Here is a 16,667-nt window from a genome sequence, read left to right on the forward strand (position 1 = left end):
GGAAAACCCGGTGTTACCTACAGTTGTTTTGCGTTTTGCAGTACAGGACGTTGCCGGCCGCGCCGACAACTGCGCCGAACAGCGGATCGGCGCTGACAACGGCCGCCCCGACGGCGCCCGCGCCGCCGCCAAGCAGCGCTTGTTCGCCTGTTGTGTCGCCACAGGCCGTAAGCCCTGCGCAGGTCGCCACTGCAAGTAAGAGTTTCGAGATTCGCATGATATCTGCCCCTTTTGGATTCTTGATGCGTTCGGGGGCAGATGTCGGATTTCGGCCTTGTTATTCAATAACAGGCAGTCTTGAACGGAATTTTGCGCAAGTTTGTGCTGCTTTACGCATGGTTGGTGCGCAAAGAAAAACGCGGGCAGGACTTTGTGAACTTCACAAGCCTGCCCGCGGAAGGAAGGGGTACGGAATAGTAGGTGCATGTGCGACGCAGGCAAAGTAGAGCCGCACGGCTCAAACAGGTTGCTTGGCACAATCGACTGCGTAAACAAAGTATTGTTTCCGACTAAGATTCCGGCTGGAAATCGCCCATTGGATGAATGCGCGCGCAGATTCACGCCTAGGTTTGGTGCTGTTTCGAATGAAATGCACGGCATTATAGCTGTCACGTTGCCGTTACTATTCTTCGTCAAATGAGCTGTTTCTGCGCTTGCAGCATCACGGACTACGGGATTGGTCGCCAGAAATTCCCGTCTCAAACGCAAAGGGTTAACCGATCTGTTCACCATCCGGTGAAACCGGGCCTGAAATCTTGCACATTTCCTTGAGAAAACAGGTGTTCTCCATCCCGTTCTCGTGATTTCCCTCATTGTCTCTTGCATGGAACGGTGCCGGTGCACACTCGCACACAAGGAATTATCCACATGATTGCAAAGAGAAAAACGGCGTTGCTGCTTGCCGTATCCGCGCTTGGCATGTCCGGCACTGTTACTTTTGCCCAAGATGCCCAGACGCAAGCGGAACTTGATGCCCTGCGCGCCCGTGTCGAAGCCCTGGAGGCTGGAAAACCAGGGGCTGGTACTGGTGACCTTCAAATCGGAAACACCACGCTCGACGTTTATGGGTACGTTAAGGCTGATTTCTTCTTCGATACCGACTTTGAATTGGGCGATCTTGCCGATGCGACCCGAATTGGCGAGCCAGCAGATGCCACCAGCGGCACTTTTGGGGCCACCGTGCGCCAATCGCGCATCGGACTTCGGACCAATACGCCATCCGCCATCGGTGACATCGCGGGCCAGCTTGAGGTTGACTTGTTTGCATCCGACGGAAACGCCGAATTCCGCCTGCGCCACGCCAATATCCGCATCGGTGACAATTGGTTGATCGGCCAGTACTGGACCAACTTCCAGCCGCTGGACACCTACCCAACTACCGTCGAGTTCAACGGTCCCGTTGGCATTCCCTTCGCACGCGTCCCCCAGGTGCGCTATACGAACACACTCGGCTCCGACACAACATTTGCGTTTTCGATCGAAGAAAACGTTGGTGGTTCGGACTCGAACGATCCCGTTCTGACCGGTTCCATCGAGTACAACAACGACACCTACCTCGCCCGCGCCTCGGCCTTGTACGGCAAGGCCCAATCCGGAGCGGTCGAAGTGGACCAGACCGGCTTTACCCTTTCGGCCGGAATCCGGCCCTGGCAAGGCGGTCTGTTTCAGGTCAACTATGTCGACGGGGAGGCGCTGGGCCCCTATCTGATCGCCGCGGGTGACGCCATCGTCAATGGTCAGGCCAATGACGTGGATGGCTTTACCGTGGAGTTCCGCCAGGACCTCAGCCCCAAGTGGAACGTCGGCATCGCCTACGGGCAAGAAAACTACGACCTGCCGACCTCGACCGGGACCCTGTCCTTCACCGAAGTCGAAACGATCCACGTGAATGCCTTTTACAAAGCAACCGACAACCTGACCTTTAGCGCCGAATTCTTCTATGGCGAACGCAACGACGAGCCGACCGGGCGCACCTTTGACAGCAACCGGATTCAATTGGCCGCACAGCTGAATTTCTGACAACACATAACGGCCCTGCCCCGACGTGGGCAGGGTTCCGGACCAGGACGGCCCCACGGTGTTATGTGCAACGACAGTCTGCACGATCAGCGCACCCCGTCGAAAATTTCGGGGAAAGAAATCCGACCCACATTCGGATCAATCACCAAAAGCGCATCGTAACTGGCGGGATCAAACGGATCCTCGGCCGGAACGACTTCGCGTTCGAAAAGCCAGCATAGCCGGCCGGCGTCCAGATTGCCCCGCTCAAAGGGTTGATCACCAAAATGCGCCCACAGAGCTTCCATAAAAGCCGCATCCGCGCGTTTATCTGCAGGTTTGCGGTCCCGAAACCGCTCACGCCGGGTCAGCGGTGTCACGCCTTTGGGATTGGCTCGACGAATGGTGAACTGAAAGTCCGTGCCCGGCAGGCGACCGGGAAATCCGCGATGTTTCAGCATGGTTCCACCTCAATTGTACAAGGGGTCATGGGGATCAGATTTCCACATCCGTCACGGGATGATGTCATGGTGCGCACCTCCAAAGCCGCGTAGCTGTTCAGAAATGCCCTGACCGGATGAACTGAGGGATTCATGGTCAAAGCCCCTCCCAGATACACCGGGACTGTTCCAGCCGGTAGGCTTCAAAGAACTGGGTGGCGTCAGGGGATGAACGCCCGAATTCAATGGGGCGATCCGACAAGGAAATGACCACCCGCGCCGGTTCCAGTTCGTATTTGGCCACATAAGCGACCGCAAGCGTCTGGCACAGATGTTCCATATCCACCGAAGCGATGTCGTATCCGATCCGGCCACTGTCTGATCCGATCTTGGGGGCAATAAAGCGGAACCGAACCCAAAGCTCGCCGGGGTTATCGTCCAGCAAAACGTCACTCAGGTGCACAGGCTGCCCGGACGGGACGGGCAACAGGTTTTCGGTATCAGCCAGAACAGGGGACACACAAACCGACAGCAGAACTGCTAAAGCGCGATCCCAGACTCGCCAGAAGCGAGCTCCTCTCTCCGGGATCGCGCGCGCTTGGCTGTGGGCCCGCGCTGTTCTATGTCTAGTGGGGCAACTCATTAGCAGTTGTGGCCTCAATGTCAATTTTTCACCAAAATTGCCTGCCCTAATTTGCTGTCTTAGACTAAATCCAAGCCGCTCCATTAGGGCAGATTCCTTGGCACGTTCCCTCAAAGCGGAATGTTATCGTGCTTTTTCCAAGGGTTCTTCACCTGCTTGTTGCGCAAGCTGGCGAACGCGCGCGATACGCGACGGCGGGTCGATTGCGGCATGATCACCTCGTCGATAAAGCCACGCTCGGCCGCGACGAACGGGTTCGCGAACCTGTCCTCATAGTCCTGCGTGTGCTGTGCGATCTTCTCGGCATCGCCCAGATCGGCACGATGGATGATTTCGGTCGCGCCCTTTGCGCCCATTACCGCAATCTCGGCTGTGGGCCAGGCATAGTTGAAATCGCCGCGCAGATGCTTGGAGGCCATAACATCATAGGCACCACCATAAGCCTTACGGGTGATCACGGTGACCTTTGGCACCGTGGCTTCACCGTATGCAAACAACAACTTGGCGCCGTGCTTGATCACTCCGCCATATTCCTGCGACGTCCCCGGCAGGAAACCAGGCACATCCACCAGCGTGAGGATCGGAATTTCAAAGCAATCACAGAACCGTACAAACCGCGCGGCTTTGCGCGAGCTGTCGATGTCCAGACAACCGGCCAGAACCATTGGCTGATTGGCCACAACGCCCACGGTCTGCCCTTCAAGCCGGATGAATCCAGTGATGATGTTCTTGGCGTAATCCTCTTGAATCTCGTAGAAATCGCCCTCATCCGCCACTTTGGTGATGAGTTCCTTCATGTCATAGGGCGTATTCGGGTTGTCGGGGATCAACGTGTCCAGCGAAGCTTCCAGACGGTCGGGCTCGTCAAAGAACGGGCGTACTGGAGGTTTTTCGCGGTTGTTGAGCGGCAGGAAATCGACCAGGCGGCGGACTTCGGCCAGTGCTTCTACATCGTTTTCGAACGCGCCATCTGCGACTGAAGACTTCTTGGTGTGTGTCGACGCGCCACCCAGTTCCTCGGCAGTGACAACCTCGTTTGTAACTGTCTTAACCACGTCGGGGCCGGTCACAAACATGTAAGAGGTGTCTTTGACCATGAAGATAAAGTCGGTCATTGCCGGGCTGTAAACAGCACCACCAGCACAGGGGCCCATGATGACGCTGATCTGCGGCACCACGCCTGATGCCATGATGTTGCGCTGGAACACCTCGGCGTAACCAGCCAGTGATGCCACACCCTCCTGAATTCGTGCGCCACCCGAATCGTTGATCCCAATTACAGGCGCACCGTTCTGAACGGCCATATCCATGATCTTGCAGATTTTTTGCGCGTGAGTTTCCGAGAGTGAGCCGCCAAAGACCGTAAAGTCCTGACTGAACACATAAACCATGCGACCATTAATCGTACCCCAGCCAGTGACAACACCATCACCCGCAGGCTTTTGATTTTCCATTCCGAAATCGGTGCACCGATGACTGACAAACATGTCGAATTCTTCAAAGCTGCCTTCATCCAAAAGCAGCTCAATCCGTTCACGCGCAGTCAGCTTGCCGCGTGCGTGTTGTGCGTCGATACGCTTTTGCCCGCCACCTAGTCGTGCGTTGTCGCGACGGCCTTCAAGTTCGGAAAGGATGTCTTTCATAGCGATGATCCCCTGTAAAATCTGGCCGGACACTATACTCTGACGCTACAAGACCAAAGCACCTTTCCGCAAATTTGCAAACTATTGACAACTGACTTCTTGAATATTGTAAACTTGCAAATTTTTGTTTTCGAAACGCCAGACGGATGGCATTCCTATCCGCGGTGTCTATACATGTGAACCATGCAGTTTAGTTCTTCGTCGGCGCATCGGTCGCCACCAAAGATTACCACACTGGTTTTGCTGTCCGGACTGTCCGCGCTCAGCCTCAATTTGTTTTTGCCGAGCCTACCTAACATGGCCCTGCACTTTCAGGCTGACTACAAGGTTATGCAGCTGTCTATCGCTCTGTACCTGCTGGTCAATGCGGTGCTGCAGATCCTGATCGGACCAATCGCCGACAAGGCGGGGCGCCGGCCTGTTCTGCTTTGGGGCTTGGTCCTATTTCTACTGGCCACGCTTGGGTGCATTTATGCCCCCAACGTCGAGGTCTTTCTTGTTTTCCGGATGTGCCAGGCAATCATCGTTGTTGGCATGGTTCTAAGCCGTGCGGCGGTTCGTGATCTGTACGACCAGGATCAGGCCGCATCGATGATAGGCTATGTGACGATGGGCATGGCCGTTGTCCCCATGATCGGCCCTGCGATCGGAGGCTTGCTGGAGGAGAGTTATGGCTGGAAAGCCAACTTCTGGCTGCCCTTCGTTCTTGGCGTAATGACGCTGATGCTTACCTATTCAGATTTTGGTGAAACGTCGGCCAAAAGCGGCAAAACACTGATTCAACAGTTCCGGGAATACCCTGAACTGCTGCGATCCCCGCGATTTTGGGGCTATTCGCTGTCATCCGCACTGTCATCGGGCGCGTTCTTTGCCTACCTGGGCGGCGCTCCCTTTATTGGCACCGAGCTGTTCGGCCTCAGCGCCGCCGAGGTCGGCATATATTTTGGCGCCCCTGCAGTTGGATACTTTTTGGGTAACTTCGTCAGCGGTCGCTATTCCGTTCACTTCGGTGTCAATAGAATGGTGCTTTGGGGCTGCTGGTTGAACGCGATAGGCGTCGCCATGTCTGCCGTATTGTTTTTGGCCGGTTTCGGAACAGCGCTCAGTTTTTTCGGCTTTATGACGTTTGTGGGCGTCGGAAACGGCATGACGATTCCAAACGCTACCGCCGGCGCGCTGTCGGTACGTCCGCATTTGGCCGCCACTGCTTCTGGGCTGAGTGGTGCAATCATGTTGAGTGGCGGCGCAGGCCTCAGCGCCCTTGCCGGAGCCTTGCTAACCCATGAAACCGGAGCGATGCCTCTGCTATGGTTAATGCTGGCAACTTCGGTCCTGGCTGTCTGCGCAATTTTGTCTGTCATACGACGTGAACAGAAATTGGGCCTTTGACGCGACTTGTTTATATTGGTTTGCAAAGTTAGCTTGCCGAATTAGAAAAGTTGCAAAGGCCCGCCATGGCGACACAGAAACTCTATGCAGGTGCAAAGCTGCGTGAAATGCGCACGCGCCTTTCACTAACCCAAAAGGAATTTGCCGCCAAACTGGGTGTTTCCCTGCCGTATCTGAACCAGATGGAGAACAACAACCGGCCGATTTCGACCACTGTTGTCTTGGCTCTGGCGCAAGAATTCGGAATGGATGTCACCGAGTTAAGCACCGGCGACAGCGAACGCCTGGTTTCGGACATGCGCGAAGCTTTGGCCGATCCGGTTTTTGACGACGCTATTCCGCCTCTGGCTGATCTCCGCCTGACGGCGTCAAACGCGCCTGCACTTGCACGGGCCTTCATCGCCCTACATCGAACCTATCGTCAGACGCATGAACGCTTGGCTTCCCTTGACGAAGCATTGGGGCGCGAAGATGCGCGGATCCAGGCCAGCCCTTGGGAGGAAGTTCGGGACTTCTTCCACTATTGCGACAACTATATCGACGCGGTGGACCGTGCAGCTGAACGATTTGCGGGGCGGGCCGAGGATGCCGGCGGCATTCGCGCGGCGGCCCTGGACAGCCTTGCGGAACGCGGCATCCGGGTACAATTCCCGGATATCGACGAAACCCGAAAGTACGACCCGGAAAACAAGACGCTGCTGCTTTCGTCCAGAACCGCGCCACAAACTCAGGTATTTCAACTGTTGTTGCAGGTCGCATTGATCAGCCAGGACAAACTGCTGGAAGCCACGCTGGATTTTGCCAAGTTTCAAAGCGACGAAGCCCGTTCAATTGCCAAAATCGGACTGGCCAACTACTTCGCCGGCGCATCGTTGATGCCGTATACCAAGTTTCTGACAATGGCAGAGGAATGCCGCCACGATCTTGAACTGCTCAGCAACCGGTTTGGGGCATCGATCGAACAGGTTGCGCATAGACTATCGACTCTGCAACGCCCGGGCGCCAAGGGGATTCCCTTCTTTTTCGTACGCGTTGATCAGGCCGGAACGATCACTAAAAGGCACTCGGCCACGCGCCTGCAATTTGCCCGGTTTGGCGGTGCCTGCCCCTTATGGAACGTGCACCGCGCCTTCGAAACGCCCGGCCACTTTCTGCGTCAGCTTGCAGAAACACCCGATGGCGTTCAGTATATTTCTCTGGCTCGAGACGTGTCGAAATCCGGAGGCTCATACGGTGCACCGGTACGTCGTTATGCCATTGCCCTTGGGTGCGAAGTGCGCCACGCCGAGGCGCTGGTTTATGCCGACAATCTGGACTTCAACAACGCCAGTGCCTACGAGCCAATTGGCATATCCTGCCGCATCTGCGAGCGGCAGAATTGTCATCAGCGATCGGTTCCGCCATTGGAAAGACGCTTAACGATAGACGCCCATACCCGCGGCACCCTGCCCTATGAAGTCACCTGATCTTGACCTGGGCTGACAATATCCTAAGGGATGCGCGGCCTGCCGCGACCAGGGGCCGAGCCCCCGTTATGCCTCAGGCTTTCGACAGGATAGCCCAGATCTCGTCTTTCAAACCCGCACGCTTCTTACGCAGGTCCGTTTCAGCAAGATCATCCATCGGCTCAACATTGGTTTCGGCTCGATGCACTTCGCGGTTGATCTCATGGTATTCATCCGCCAGCCGCGCAAAATGAGCGTCCGTTTGCTTGAGTTGGCTCATCAGCTCAACCTTGTCCGGAAACTCTTCAGCCAGTTCGTGCGGGGTATGGGACATTCCTGTTCGCTCCTCAAAATATGTTGTTGCGATTCAAGTCTATTCGTCCGGTCCCCGTCAATCTTTGACGCGGATCAAATCATGCATTCGATCATCGCTGCGCAACCGCCCATTGGGGATTAATCCAAGGTTGGTCATTGGCTGCTGGCAGGGCATCCTTACCCATCAGATGATCGGACATCTTCTCACCCACCATTATAGACGGCGCGTTCAGATTGCCATTGGTGATCTGCGGGAAGATTGAACTGTCGGCGACGCGCAGCCCGTCTACGCCAATAACGCGTCCCTCGGGATCGACCACAGCGTTTTTGTCATCAGCCCGACCCATCCGGCAGGTTCCACAAGGGTGATACGCGCTTTCGGCATGTTCCGCGATAAAGGCATTGAGCGCTTCATCAGACTGCACGTCCGCACCCGGCTGAATTTCTTTGCCGGAATACGGTTTGAACGCATCCTGCCCGAAAATTTCGCGTGTCAGGCGAATACAGGTGCGGAAATCTTCCCAATCCTGCTCGTGGCTCATGTAGTTGAAACGGATCACAGGCGCGTCCTCGGCCTTGGCCGACCGAAGTGAGACCGCCCCGCGCGAGGGCGAGCGCATCGGCCCGACATGCGCCTGAAAACCATGACCTTCTGCTGCCGCCTGACCGTCGTAGCGAACGGCGATCGGCAGGAAATGGTACTGAATATCAGGATACTCCACACCCGGCTTCGACCGGATAAATGCCGCACTTTCGAACTGGTTTGATGCACCCAACCCGGTCTTTGTGAACAGCCATTGTGCTCCGATCAGGCCTTTGCTGATCAGGTTCCAGTGCTTGTACAGTGTGATAGGCTGCAAGGACGCCTGCTGGATATAAAGCTCCAGGTGGTCTTGAAGATTGCCACCCACACCCGGACGGTCCGCCACAATTTCGATCCCATGCTCGGCCAGATGCGCTGCCGGTCCGATACCGGAAAGCATCAGCAGTTTTGGAGAATTGATGGATGATGCTGCCAGAACCACTTCGCGCCGAGCGCGGATAACCTCAGTCTTGCCACCGCGGATCAACTCAACACCGGTCGCGCGACCGTTTTCAATGACCACTTTTGTGGCCAATCCGCGCACGATATCGCAATTCTCGCGCTTGAGCGCAGGTTTCAGATAGGCATTCGCCGCAGACCAGCGCCGCCCTTTCCAGACGGTTTGTTCCATCGGGCCAAAGCCTTCCTGCTTTTGGCCGTTGTAATCGCCGGTAACCTCGTACCCCGCCTGCTGGCCGGCATCGACAAAAGCCTGAAACAGGGGATTCTCGCGCGGGCCGCGCGAGACATGCAGGGGGCCATCGGTTCCGCGCCATGTCGGATCACCACCATGGCCACCATCATGCCAGGTCTCCATGCGTTTGTAGTACGGAAGAACATCCGCAAACGACCAGCCATCGGCGCCCATCTCGGCCCATGTATCGAAATCGCGCGCGTGGCCGCGCACGTAGACCATGCCATTGATCGAAGACGAGCCGCCAATCACCTTGCCGCGCGGACAAGCCAATTCCCGATTATTGAGGTGCGGCTCGGGCTCTGACCGGAAACCCCAGTCATACATCGGCATGTTCATCGGATAGCTCAGCGCCGCTGGCATCTGGATGAACGGGCCGGCATCGGTCCCGCCATGCTCGATCACCAGAACCGACGCCCCGGCCCCGCTTAGGCGATATGCCATCGCGCATCCTGCGGATCCTGCGCCGACGATGACGAAATCTGCTTCCATTTTTGGTCTCCATGACCCGCCGAACTGCGTCTTGATCCGTTCGGCAGGAGTATTTTCAATAAGGTGAAGAGGCTATTCGCCACGCGGGAAGCGGGCGTTTTCCTCTACGACATTCAGGTCCATGTGGTTGCGCATGTAACGCTCAGATGCTTTTTGCAGCGGCTGGTAGTCCCAGGGGTAATACCCACCCTGCCGCAAAGCCTCATAGACAACCCAGCGGCGCGCCTGACTGGCACGGACGTCGGCATCGAACTGGTCCAGGTCCCAGCGTGCTTCGGATTTCGCGCGCAAAGTTTCCAGCGTGCCTGCGTGTTCGGGGTGTTCCGCAAGGTTTTCCAATTCATGCGGATCGTTTTCCAGATCGTACAGTTGATCGGGGTCCAAAGCGCAGCGATTATGCTTCCACTTGCCGTAGCGCAACGAAACCAGCGGCGCATATGACGCTTCAGCTGCATATTCCATCTTCACCGGCGCGGTCCGTTCCGTGCCGTTGGCCAGCGGAACAAGATCTTCGCCATCCGTCCACGGCGCGATCTCGGCCATATCGACACCCGCTAGCGCACCTAGGGTTGGCGTAACGTCGATTGTCGACACCGGCGTGTCGATCCGCCCCGCAGGCATTCCCGGCGCCGAGATCATCAAAGGTACACGCGCTGAACCTTCGTAGAAGGTCATTTTGAACCAAAGCCCTCGCTCACCAAGCATGTCACCGTGGTCCGAGACGAACATGATGATTGCCTCTTGCCGGGTTGTTTCCAGCACCTCGAGGATTTCACCGATCTTGTCGTCCAGATACGAGATGTTGGCAAAGTAAGCGCGGCGGGATTTGCGGATATCTTCTTCGGTGATGTCGAAGCTGCGCCAATCATTGGCGTCAAATATGCGCTTAGAATGCGGGTCCTGATTGTCATAGCCAAGGTCTGCAACCTCGGGCTGCAGGTGTTCGCAATCTTCGTAGAGGTCCCAGTATTTGCGACGCGCCACGTAGGGATCATGGGGGTGCGTAAAGCTGACGGTCACACACCAAGGGCGGTCGTCCTTACCGCGGGCCAGATCGTACAGTTTGGCCTTGGCGTTGTATGCGACCTCGTCGTCATACTCCATCTGGTTTGAGATTTCGGCCACACCTGCGCCCGTCACCGAGCCCATATTGTGGTACCACCAGTCAATCCGTTCACCGGGCTTGCGGTAATCGGGCGTCCAGCCGAAATCGGCCGGGTAAATATCGGTTGTCAGGCGGTCCTCGAACCCGTGCATCTGATCTGGGCCGACAAAGTGCATCTTGCCGGACAGGCAGGTATAATAACCCGCGCGGCGTAGATGGTGCGCGTAGGTCGGGATATCACTGCGGAATTCTGCGGCATTGTCATAGACACCTGTGCGCGAAGGCAATTGACCGGACATGAAGCTGGCCCGCCCCGGCGCACACAGGGGCGACGCCGTATACGCATTGGCAAATCGGGTTGAGCGTTCCGCCAGTTTCTTCAGGTTCGGAGCGTGAAGCCAATCAGCGGGACCATCCGGAAAAAGGGTCCCGTTAAGCTGATCCACCATCAGGATCAGAATGTTCGGTTTTGTCATTTTTCAGCCTCGAGCAGAGTGTTGAGGACACGCATTGCGTGATTAACGGCCAATTGCGGCTCTTCCGGCGCGCTTAGCGCCGCGCGGATATATAGCCCGTCGATAAGGGCGATCATGTTTTCAGCCGCTTCGACCGGATCGCCAAGCAACGGGCGCAGAGCATGCGTCAGGTTCGACCGGATGCGTGCCTGATAGATTTGCCACAGGCGCAATGCGTCATCGTTGGTTTGGGCCAGCACGTAAAATGTCATCCAGGCTGCGATGACATCCGGAGTGAAACATGACGGCGCAAAACAGGCCCGGATAATCGCCTGCGCGCGCTCTTCCGGAACGGCATTTTTGAGCTCCCCTCGGGCCTCGTCAGCAAAGTCCGAGAGAATTCGGCGCATGGCAGCCAGAAAGATCTGATCCTTGCCGCCGAAATAGTGATGCGCCAGTGCGCTGGACATACCTGCACGTTTGGCGATCTGGCTGACAGTCACGTCAAGGGATTTCTTCGACCCGAGCTCGGCGATTGTTGCCTTGACGATCGCGTCACGGCGGATTGGCTCCATTCCGAGTTTCGGCATCGCTATCCCCTCATTACGTGTACCGGGAAACGCTAAGGGGTTTTTATTGACCCGTCAATCAATAACGTTTTAAGCGGCCGTGAACGGCTAGAGTTTTGGTGCGATGCTTGGGGTCGTCAAGCTGCTGCGGTTCAAAACCGCCTCGCGCCAGGCAATGAAGCTGACCGCCAGAAGAATCACCGTACCACCCGCGACAACCCAAATGTCGATGCTCTCCTTAAAGATCAGTGCCCCCAATAGCGTGGCCCAGATCAGCTGCAGGAAGGTGACGGGTTGCGTAACCGCAACCGGGGCCGCCTTTAGCGCAAGCGTCATGAAGTAATGGCCTGCCGTGGCAAAACTGGCCACCAGAAACAGGACACCAAGATCACGCAGGCTGGGCGGGGTCCAGACTGCCATTGCAAAGGGGATCAAGGCGACCGTCACCCAGATCGACATGTGGGCCACGACAACCGAGGGCGGAAGGTCGCGCACAAGCACTTTGGCGATCAGGTACGACCCCCCCAAAGTCAGGGCCGTGCCCAGCATTGTGATATGACCGGGCGAAATCTCGCGGAAACCCGGTCTGAGGATGATCAATACGCCGACCAGCGCCACGCAGATCGCAGCGATCCGTCGGAAAGCCAGCTTTTCACCCAGAAACAGCGCGGCCCCCAGTGTTACATAAACCGGCGTCATGTAGTTCATCGCCGTGACCTCAGCCAGCGGGATCTGTGTCATCGAGAAGAACCACAGCATCACGGCCAATGCATGGACGATGCCGCGAGTGCCCAACAATACAATGTGCCTGCGCGTCAGATGGGTTTTCAACACCAGACGCAGTGCGGGCAACAGAAAGATCAGGCCGAACGCAAACCGCAAAAACGCGGCCTGTATCGGATCCATTGTTGGACCCAGCGACTTTACCAATGCAGTCATAACCACAAACGACAGGCCTGCCGAAAACATCCAGAGCATACCCGCCAATGGGCGGTGTTGGGCGGCTAAAGTTGACATGTTAACGGTTGAACACCTAATCCCCGGCAGAGGCAACCCGTCACATCAACACAAGTTTGGCAGCAATCGCCAACATGACTAAGCCGATAACCAAGTCTAACACCTGCCACGCCCGTGGCCGCGCAAAAACCGGGGACAGCATCCCTGCCCCGTAGCCCAATGAAAAGAAGAAAACAAAGCTGGAGATCATCGCACCAAGTGCAAATGCCATGCGATCATCATACTGAGCTGATATCGATCCAATCAGAACAACGGTATCCAGATAGACATGTGGGTTCAGCCATGTGAACGCGAGTACCGTCAGCAGAACAGACTTCAGGCTGACACGCTCACCCTCACGAACCTCCATCACTGCTCCACCGCGCCATGCAGAATTCAGGCTGCGCAAACCGTACCAGGTCAGGAAGATCGCCCCGCCATATCGCATGACGGTTTCGAACCAAGGCACGGCGTGTGCCAATGTTCCAAATCCGGCGACACCAGCGGCGATAAGAATGGCATCTGATACTGCGCACGTCAGGCACAGGGGGAAAACGTGTTCACGCCGCAAGCCCTGGCGCAGAACAAAGGCGTTTTGCGCACCGATGGCGAGGATCAGGCTAAAGCCAAGCACAAAGCCTGCGAACAATGATGTGGACATGAAACCTCCGATTGTCTGAGCCGTTGACTACGCTCCCAGCGGACATCTATCAATTTAAAGATACTGTTCTGAATTAAGTCAGGCTAATGTTACTGGACCCAAACCACCTTTCGGCACTATCCGCCATCCTGCGACGTGGCAGCTTTGATGCGGCCGCCTCGGAGCTTGCAGTTACGCCTTCCGCAATTTCGCAGCGGATCAAGGCGCTGGAGGACCTTGTTGGAGCAACCCTGATCAACCGGGGATCCCCCTGTACCGCCACTCCAATGGGTTTACGCATCGCGCAACATGCCGAGGATATCGGATTACTTGAGGCGCAGCTGGCCCGGGAACTGACGCTTGATCAGACCAATGGCCCCGCGCGCGTGCGCATCGCCGTTCCCGCGGATGTTCTGGCCACATGGTTCATCAATGCCATGTCGCAGGTCGACGGTCTGCTGTTCGATCTGGTCGTAGACGATCAGGACCATTCGGCAGAATGGCTGCGACGCGGAGAGGTCAGCGCGGCCATAACTGTCGGCGGTGATACGATCCCCGGCAGCGACGCCGTCACCCTAGGGTCTCTGCGGTACATCCCAACAGCCAATCCCATGTTTATACGCAAGTGGTTCGCTGACGGAGTGAATGCCGACACGTTGTCCCGCGCCACCTGTTTGACATTCAACCGGAAAGACGGCCTGCAAAAAGCTTGGATCACGCAACAGACAGGCCAACGGATATCGCCGCCTTCGCATTTCCTGCCGTCTTCGCAGGGGTTTGTAGAAGCGGCAATAGCCGGGATCGGGTGGGGAATGAACCCGGAGAACCTTGCACGCCGAGCGCTGGAAGATGGCCGTTTATGTCCTTTGATGCCCGGCGCGCGGCTCGATGTACGGCTGACTTGGCAGGTGGGACGCGTGCTATCCACGGCGCTGGCCCCGCTGACTGCCGCAGTCAAAAGCGCCTCGCGTGCAGCCCTACTTCAGCTGGACACCTCAGATCAGGCCTGAACCGTCGCTTTATCACCGGGTACAACCACGCGGTAACAGGCGAGCGCGGCGAAAACGCTTATGACGACAATGAACGCGATAGCCCAGGCCACCTCGTGCAAATGCGCAACACCTGCCAGTGCCGCCGAGAATAGCACACCAGAGATACGGCAAATGCTCTTGACCGCTGCGGCACCTTTGACCCGCTGCTCTTTCGGCGCAACGTCCAAAAAGTACAGTTTGCGGGCGCTGCCGATACCCGTCACGGCGACCGTTACGATAAACAGGGCGATGGCGTGCAGGTGAACATCATGGTCCATGCCCAGAAAATGCACGGACAAAAGCGCACCGCCCGTCAGCGCCACCATAAGATTTCCGGTGACCATCACGGCCCGATGCGATTTCATGTTCACCAATTGCCACAACGGAGCGGACACAAGGTACCCCGACGCAGACGAAACGATCATTGCCGTAAGCCCCCTGGCCGAACTGTGATGCGCCTCGGCCGCGATGAGTGCAAAGAACGGCACAGACAAGGACACAACGACCAGCGGCATGCGCATGACCATGTACCGGCGAAACCAGGCCTGATCGAACATCGCGGCGATATCGGTGAAGTTCTCGATGAACTTTCTTTTCTTGCCCGATTGTGGGCCATTTTCTTCCGTCCGGCCAGCATCTTCGGACATCATCAGGATCGACAGACCAGACAACACAAAGAACGTCACCGATACGGCGATAACAGCGGAATGACGCGAGAACGGTGGATTCTCTTTGGTGATCTCATGGACCAGCAAGGCGAGGCCGATTGCACCTAAACCACCCACCCCAAGTTGCAGATAATGCATGATCATCCGCGATTTGGAACGCACGTGATCGCCCAGTAGATCGGTATACATCAGCGACTGAATCTCTTCGATCAGGCCGATCATGAAAAACGCCAAGACAAAGGCCAGCCCAATGACCGGCACGACCCCGGTTGCGGCCACCAACAAAGCCAAAATCAGGCACGCACCAATTGCGATCTCGGTCATCGCGATCGCACGTTTCTTGCGTTCACGCGCCGCGATGGGTTGCGCCAGGAACACATCCGAGATCATGCTGCCCACCATTCGCACCGACACCAGCGCGCCGGCTATGAACATCGGAAGCTCGAGCGACACGGCCAGAAACGGCAAAACCACGGATGGGCTGCCCAAGGTCCACGCCACCTGAGACAGAATGCTCTGCCCGGCCAGAACCGGAATGTTTCTTTTGGGCGTTAGCTGCGAATTGTCCGTCATTCGGGCGTGTTGGTTCCTCGGCTCGCGACTGGGACTGTCGGTTGGGTTTGATCAATGCATGGTACTCAGTTCCACACAACCGGCCAAGAACACCCTTTACTGAATGCAAAAACCCGGCCAATGACCGGGTTTTTCGTGTTTTTCCTGCACCGGGATCAAAGCTGGGCCATGACCTCGTCCGTGGCTTCGAAATTGGTCGTCACACGCTGAACGTCATCATCGTCTTCCAGCGCATCGACCAGTTTCATCAGCTTTTGCATGTCTTCCAGACCCAGCTCGGTGGTGGTGGTGGGTTTCCAGACCAGCTTGGTCGACTCGGATTCACCAAGCGCCTCCTCCAGTGCGTTCGATACATCATTCAGATCGGTATCAGCGCACCAGATGATGTGACCATCTTCCGAGCTTTCGACATCTTCAGCGCCCGCCTCGATGGCCGCTTCGAAAATCGCATCTGCGTCGCCTGCATCCGGCTGGTAAACCACCTCGCCTTTACGGTCGAACATGAAGCCGACTGAGCCGGTCTCACCCAGATTGCCGCCATTCTTCGAGAAGGTTGAGCGCACGGTAGACGCAGTGCGGTTGCGGTTGTCGGTCATCGTCTCGACGATGACTGCCACACCGTTCGGACCATAGCCCTCATACCGGATTTCTTCGTATTCGTCGCCTTCTCCGGCCACCGATTTCTTGATCGCACGGTCGATCACATCCTTGGGGACCGAATTCGACTTAGCTTCTTTCACAGCCAGACGCAGGCGCGGGTTCTTGTCGGGATCGGGGTCGCCCATCTTGGCAGCCACGGTGATCTCTTTCGACAGTTTGGAAAACAGTTTGGACCGCGCGGCGTCCTGACGCCCCTTGCGGTGCTGGATGTTGGCCCATTTGGAATGGCCTGCCATATTGCGTCCTCGTCATCATGTTTGCGTATTCGGCGCTCATATAGACGTTTGCGGGGCCAAGGATCAAGAGAGCGGCTTGCGACGGTCACTTC

At 56.6% G+C, this 16,667-nt stretch carries 16 protein-coding genes; 4 read left to right on the top strand and 12 right to left on the bottom strand.

The features are described from left to right. Positions 1–13: 13 nt before the first annotated feature. A complete protein-coding gene (locus tag GOW92_RS05625) occupies positions 14–217 on the bottom strand; it encodes a hypothetical protein (RefSeq protein WP_170558710.1) in 204 nt (67 codons plus the stop codon). Positions 218–867: 650 nt separating this feature from the next. Here GOW92_RS05625 and GOW92_RS05630 point away from each other — a divergent pair. After that, the gene (locus GOW92_RS05630) at positions 868–2,019 is read left to right on the top strand and encodes a DcaP family trimeric outer membrane transporter (RefSeq protein ID WP_170558711.1); all 1,152 of its coding nucleotides are present in this window, start codon (positions 868–870) and stop codon (positions 2,017–2,019) included. An 86-nt stretch (positions 2,020–2,105) separates the two neighbouring features. On the opposite strand, the gene GOW92_RS05635 is transcribed toward GOW92_RS05630, so the two are convergent. The 3 genes from GOW92_RS05635 to GOW92_RS05645 form a co-directional block, all read right to left on the bottom strand. Further along, positions 2,106–2,459, bottom strand: coding sequence for a hypothetical protein (locus GOW92_RS05635; protein WP_170558713.1), 354 nt, complete (start codon positions 2,457–2,459; stop codon positions 2,106–2,108). A gap of 136 nt (positions 2,460–2,595) precedes the next feature. Continuing rightward, positions 2,596–2,958, bottom strand: a complete 363-nt coding sequence (locus tag GOW92_RS05640) for a DUF6497 family protein (RefSeq protein ID WP_170558715.1) — start codon at positions 2,956–2,958, stop codon at positions 2,596–2,598. 233 nt (positions 2,959–3,191) lie between these two features. Further along, positions 3,192–4,724, bottom strand: coding sequence for an acyl-CoA carboxylase subunit beta (locus GOW92_RS05645; protein ID WP_170558717.1), 1,533 nt, complete (start codon positions 4,722–4,724; stop codon positions 3,192–3,194). Positions 4,725–4,907: 183 nt separating this feature from the next. Between GOW92_RS05645 and GOW92_RS05650 the strand changes: the two genes are divergently transcribed. Both GOW92_RS05650 and GOW92_RS05655 read left to right on the top strand, forming a co-directional pair. Then, on the top strand, positions 4,908–6,113 hold the full coding sequence (locus GOW92_RS05650; protein WP_170558719.1) for a multidrug effflux MFS transporter: 1,206 nt from the start codon (positions 4,908–4,910) through the stop codon (positions 6,111–6,113). Between the two features lie 65 nt (positions 6,114–6,178). Continuing rightward, on the top strand, positions 6,179–7,579 hold the full coding sequence (locus GOW92_RS05655) for a helix-turn-helix domain-containing protein (RefSeq protein ID WP_170558721.1): 1,401 nt from the start codon (positions 6,179–6,181) through the stop codon (positions 7,577–7,579). A gap of 73 nt (positions 7,580–7,652) precedes the next feature. Here the strand turns inward: GOW92_RS05655 and GOW92_RS05660 are convergent, their stop codons facing one another. From GOW92_RS05660 to GOW92_RS05685, 6 genes are all read right to left on the bottom strand, one after another. Further along, complete coding sequence (locus GOW92_RS05660; protein ID WP_170558723.1) at positions 7,653–7,892, bottom strand: YdcH family protein; 240 nt, start codon at positions 7,890–7,892, stop codon at positions 7,653–7,655. Positions 7,893–7,983: 91 nt separating this feature from the next. Next, on the bottom strand, positions 7,984–9,642 hold the full coding sequence (gene betA / locus GOW92_RS05665) for a choline dehydrogenase (protein ID WP_170558725.1): 1,659 nt from the start codon (positions 9,640–9,642) through the stop codon (positions 7,984–7,986). Between the two features lie 72 nt (positions 9,643–9,714). Then, a complete protein-coding gene (gene betC / locus GOW92_RS05670) occupies positions 9,715–11,223 on the bottom strand; it encodes a choline-sulfatase (protein ID WP_170558727.1) in 1,509 nt (502 codons plus the stop codon). Then, positions 11,220–11,792 carry a choline-binding transcriptional repressor BetI gene (betI, locus tag GOW92_RS05675; RefSeq protein WP_170558729.1) on the bottom strand — a complete coding sequence of 191 codons (573 nt, stop codon included), beginning with the start codon at positions 11,790–11,792 and terminating at the stop codon, positions 11,220–11,222. Before betI ends, betC begins: the two co-directional genes overlap by 4 nt. A gap of 87 nt (positions 11,793–11,879) precedes the next feature. Then, the gene (locus tag GOW92_RS05680; RefSeq protein WP_170558731.1) at positions 11,880–12,788 is read right to left on the bottom strand and encodes a DMT family transporter; all 909 of its coding nucleotides are present in this window, start codon (positions 12,786–12,788) and stop codon (positions 11,880–11,882) included. A 40-nt stretch (positions 12,789–12,828) separates the two neighbouring features. Further along, positions 12,829–13,428: a LysE/ArgO family amino acid transporter gene (locus GOW92_RS05685; RefSeq protein WP_170558733.1), complete on the bottom strand. Its 600-nt coding sequence runs from the start codon at positions 13,426–13,428 to the stop codon at positions 12,829–12,831. 86 nt (positions 13,429–13,514) lie between these two features. Here GOW92_RS05685 and GOW92_RS05690 point away from each other — a divergent pair, with 86 nt between their 5' ends. Then, positions 13,515–14,417, top strand: coding sequence for a LysR family transcriptional regulator ArgP (locus GOW92_RS05690; RefSeq protein ID WP_170558734.1), 903 nt, complete (start codon positions 13,515–13,517; stop codon positions 14,415–14,417). On the opposite strand, the gene GOW92_RS05695 is transcribed toward GOW92_RS05690, so the two are convergent. Further along, on the bottom strand, positions 14,408–15,679 hold the full coding sequence (locus GOW92_RS05695) for a permease (protein WP_170558736.1): 1,272 nt from the start codon (positions 15,677–15,679) through the stop codon (positions 14,408–14,410). The two genes, GOW92_RS05690 and GOW92_RS05695, sit on opposite strands and share 10 nt — an antisense overlap. Positions 15,680–15,834: 155 nt before the next feature. Continuing rightward, the gene (locus tag GOW92_RS05700; RefSeq protein WP_170558738.1) at positions 15,835–16,575 is read right to left on the bottom strand and encodes a YebC/PmpR family DNA-binding transcriptional regulator; all 741 of its coding nucleotides are present in this window, start codon (positions 16,573–16,575) and stop codon (positions 15,835–15,837) included. Positions 16,576–16,667: the final 92 nt, after the last annotated feature.

The sequence above is a fragment of the Ruegeria atlantica genome, from assembly GCF_013032505.1.
Taxonomy (GTDB): Bacteria; Pseudomonadota; Alphaproteobacteria; order Rhodobacterales; family Rhodobacteraceae; genus Ruegeria; species Ruegeria atlantica_F.

Bases quoted from the DNA above. Each gene is read 5' to 3' on its own strand.
- GOW92_RS05625 (WP_170558710.1), bottom strand. From the start codon at position 217: ATGCGAATCTCGAAACTCTTACTTGCAGTGGCGACCTGCGCAGGGCTT.
- GOW92_RS05630 (WP_170558711.1), top strand. From the start codon at position 868: ATGATTGCAAAGAGAAAAACGGCGTTGCTGCTTGCCGTATCCGCGCTT.
- GOW92_RS05635 (WP_170558713.1), bottom strand. From the start codon at position 2,459: ATGCTGAAACATCGCGGATTTCCCGGTCGCCTGCCGGGCACGGACTTT.
- GOW92_RS05645 (WP_170558717.1), bottom strand. From the start codon at position 4,724: ATGAAAGACATCCTTTCCGAACTTGAAGGCCGTCGCGACAACGCACGA.
- GOW92_RS05650 (WP_170558719.1), top strand. From the start codon at position 4,908: ATGCAGTTTAGTTCTTCGTCGGCGCATCGGTCGCCACCAAAGATTACC.
- GOW92_RS05655 (WP_170558721.1), top strand. From the start codon at position 6,179: ATGGCGACACAGAAACTCTATGCAGGTGCAAAGCTGCGTGAAATGCGC.
- GOW92_RS05660 (WP_170558723.1), bottom strand. From the start codon at position 7,892: ATGTCCCATACCCCGCACGAACTGGCTGAAGAGTTTCCGGACAAGGTT.
- betA (WP_170558725.1), bottom strand. From the start codon at position 9,642: ATGGAAGCAGATTTCGTCATCGTCGGCGCAGGATCCGCAGGATGCGCG.
- betC (WP_170558727.1), bottom strand. From the start codon at position 11,223: ATGACAAAACCGAACATTCTGATCCTGATGGTGGATCAGCTTAACGGG.
- betI (WP_170558729.1), bottom strand. From the start codon at position 11,792: ATGCCGAAACTCGGAATGGAGCCAATCCGCCGTGACGCGATCGTCAAG.
- GOW92_RS05680 (WP_170558731.1), bottom strand. From the start codon at position 12,788: ATGTCAACTTTAGCCGCCCAACACCGCCCATTGGCGGGTATGCTCTGG.
- GOW92_RS05685 (WP_170558733.1), bottom strand. From the start codon at position 13,428: ATGTCCACATCATTGTTCGCAGGCTTTGTGCTTGGCTTTAGCCTGATC.
- GOW92_RS05690 (WP_170558734.1), top strand. From the start codon at position 13,515: ATGTTACTGGACCCAAACCACCTTTCGGCACTATCCGCCATCCTGCGA.
- GOW92_RS05695 (WP_170558736.1), bottom strand. From the start codon at position 15,679: ATGACGGACAATTCGCAGCTAACGCCCAAAAGAAACATTCCGGTTCTG.
- GOW92_RS05700 (WP_170558738.1), bottom strand. From the start codon at position 16,575: ATGGCAGGCCATTCCAAATGGGCCAACATCCAGCACCGCAAGGGGCGT.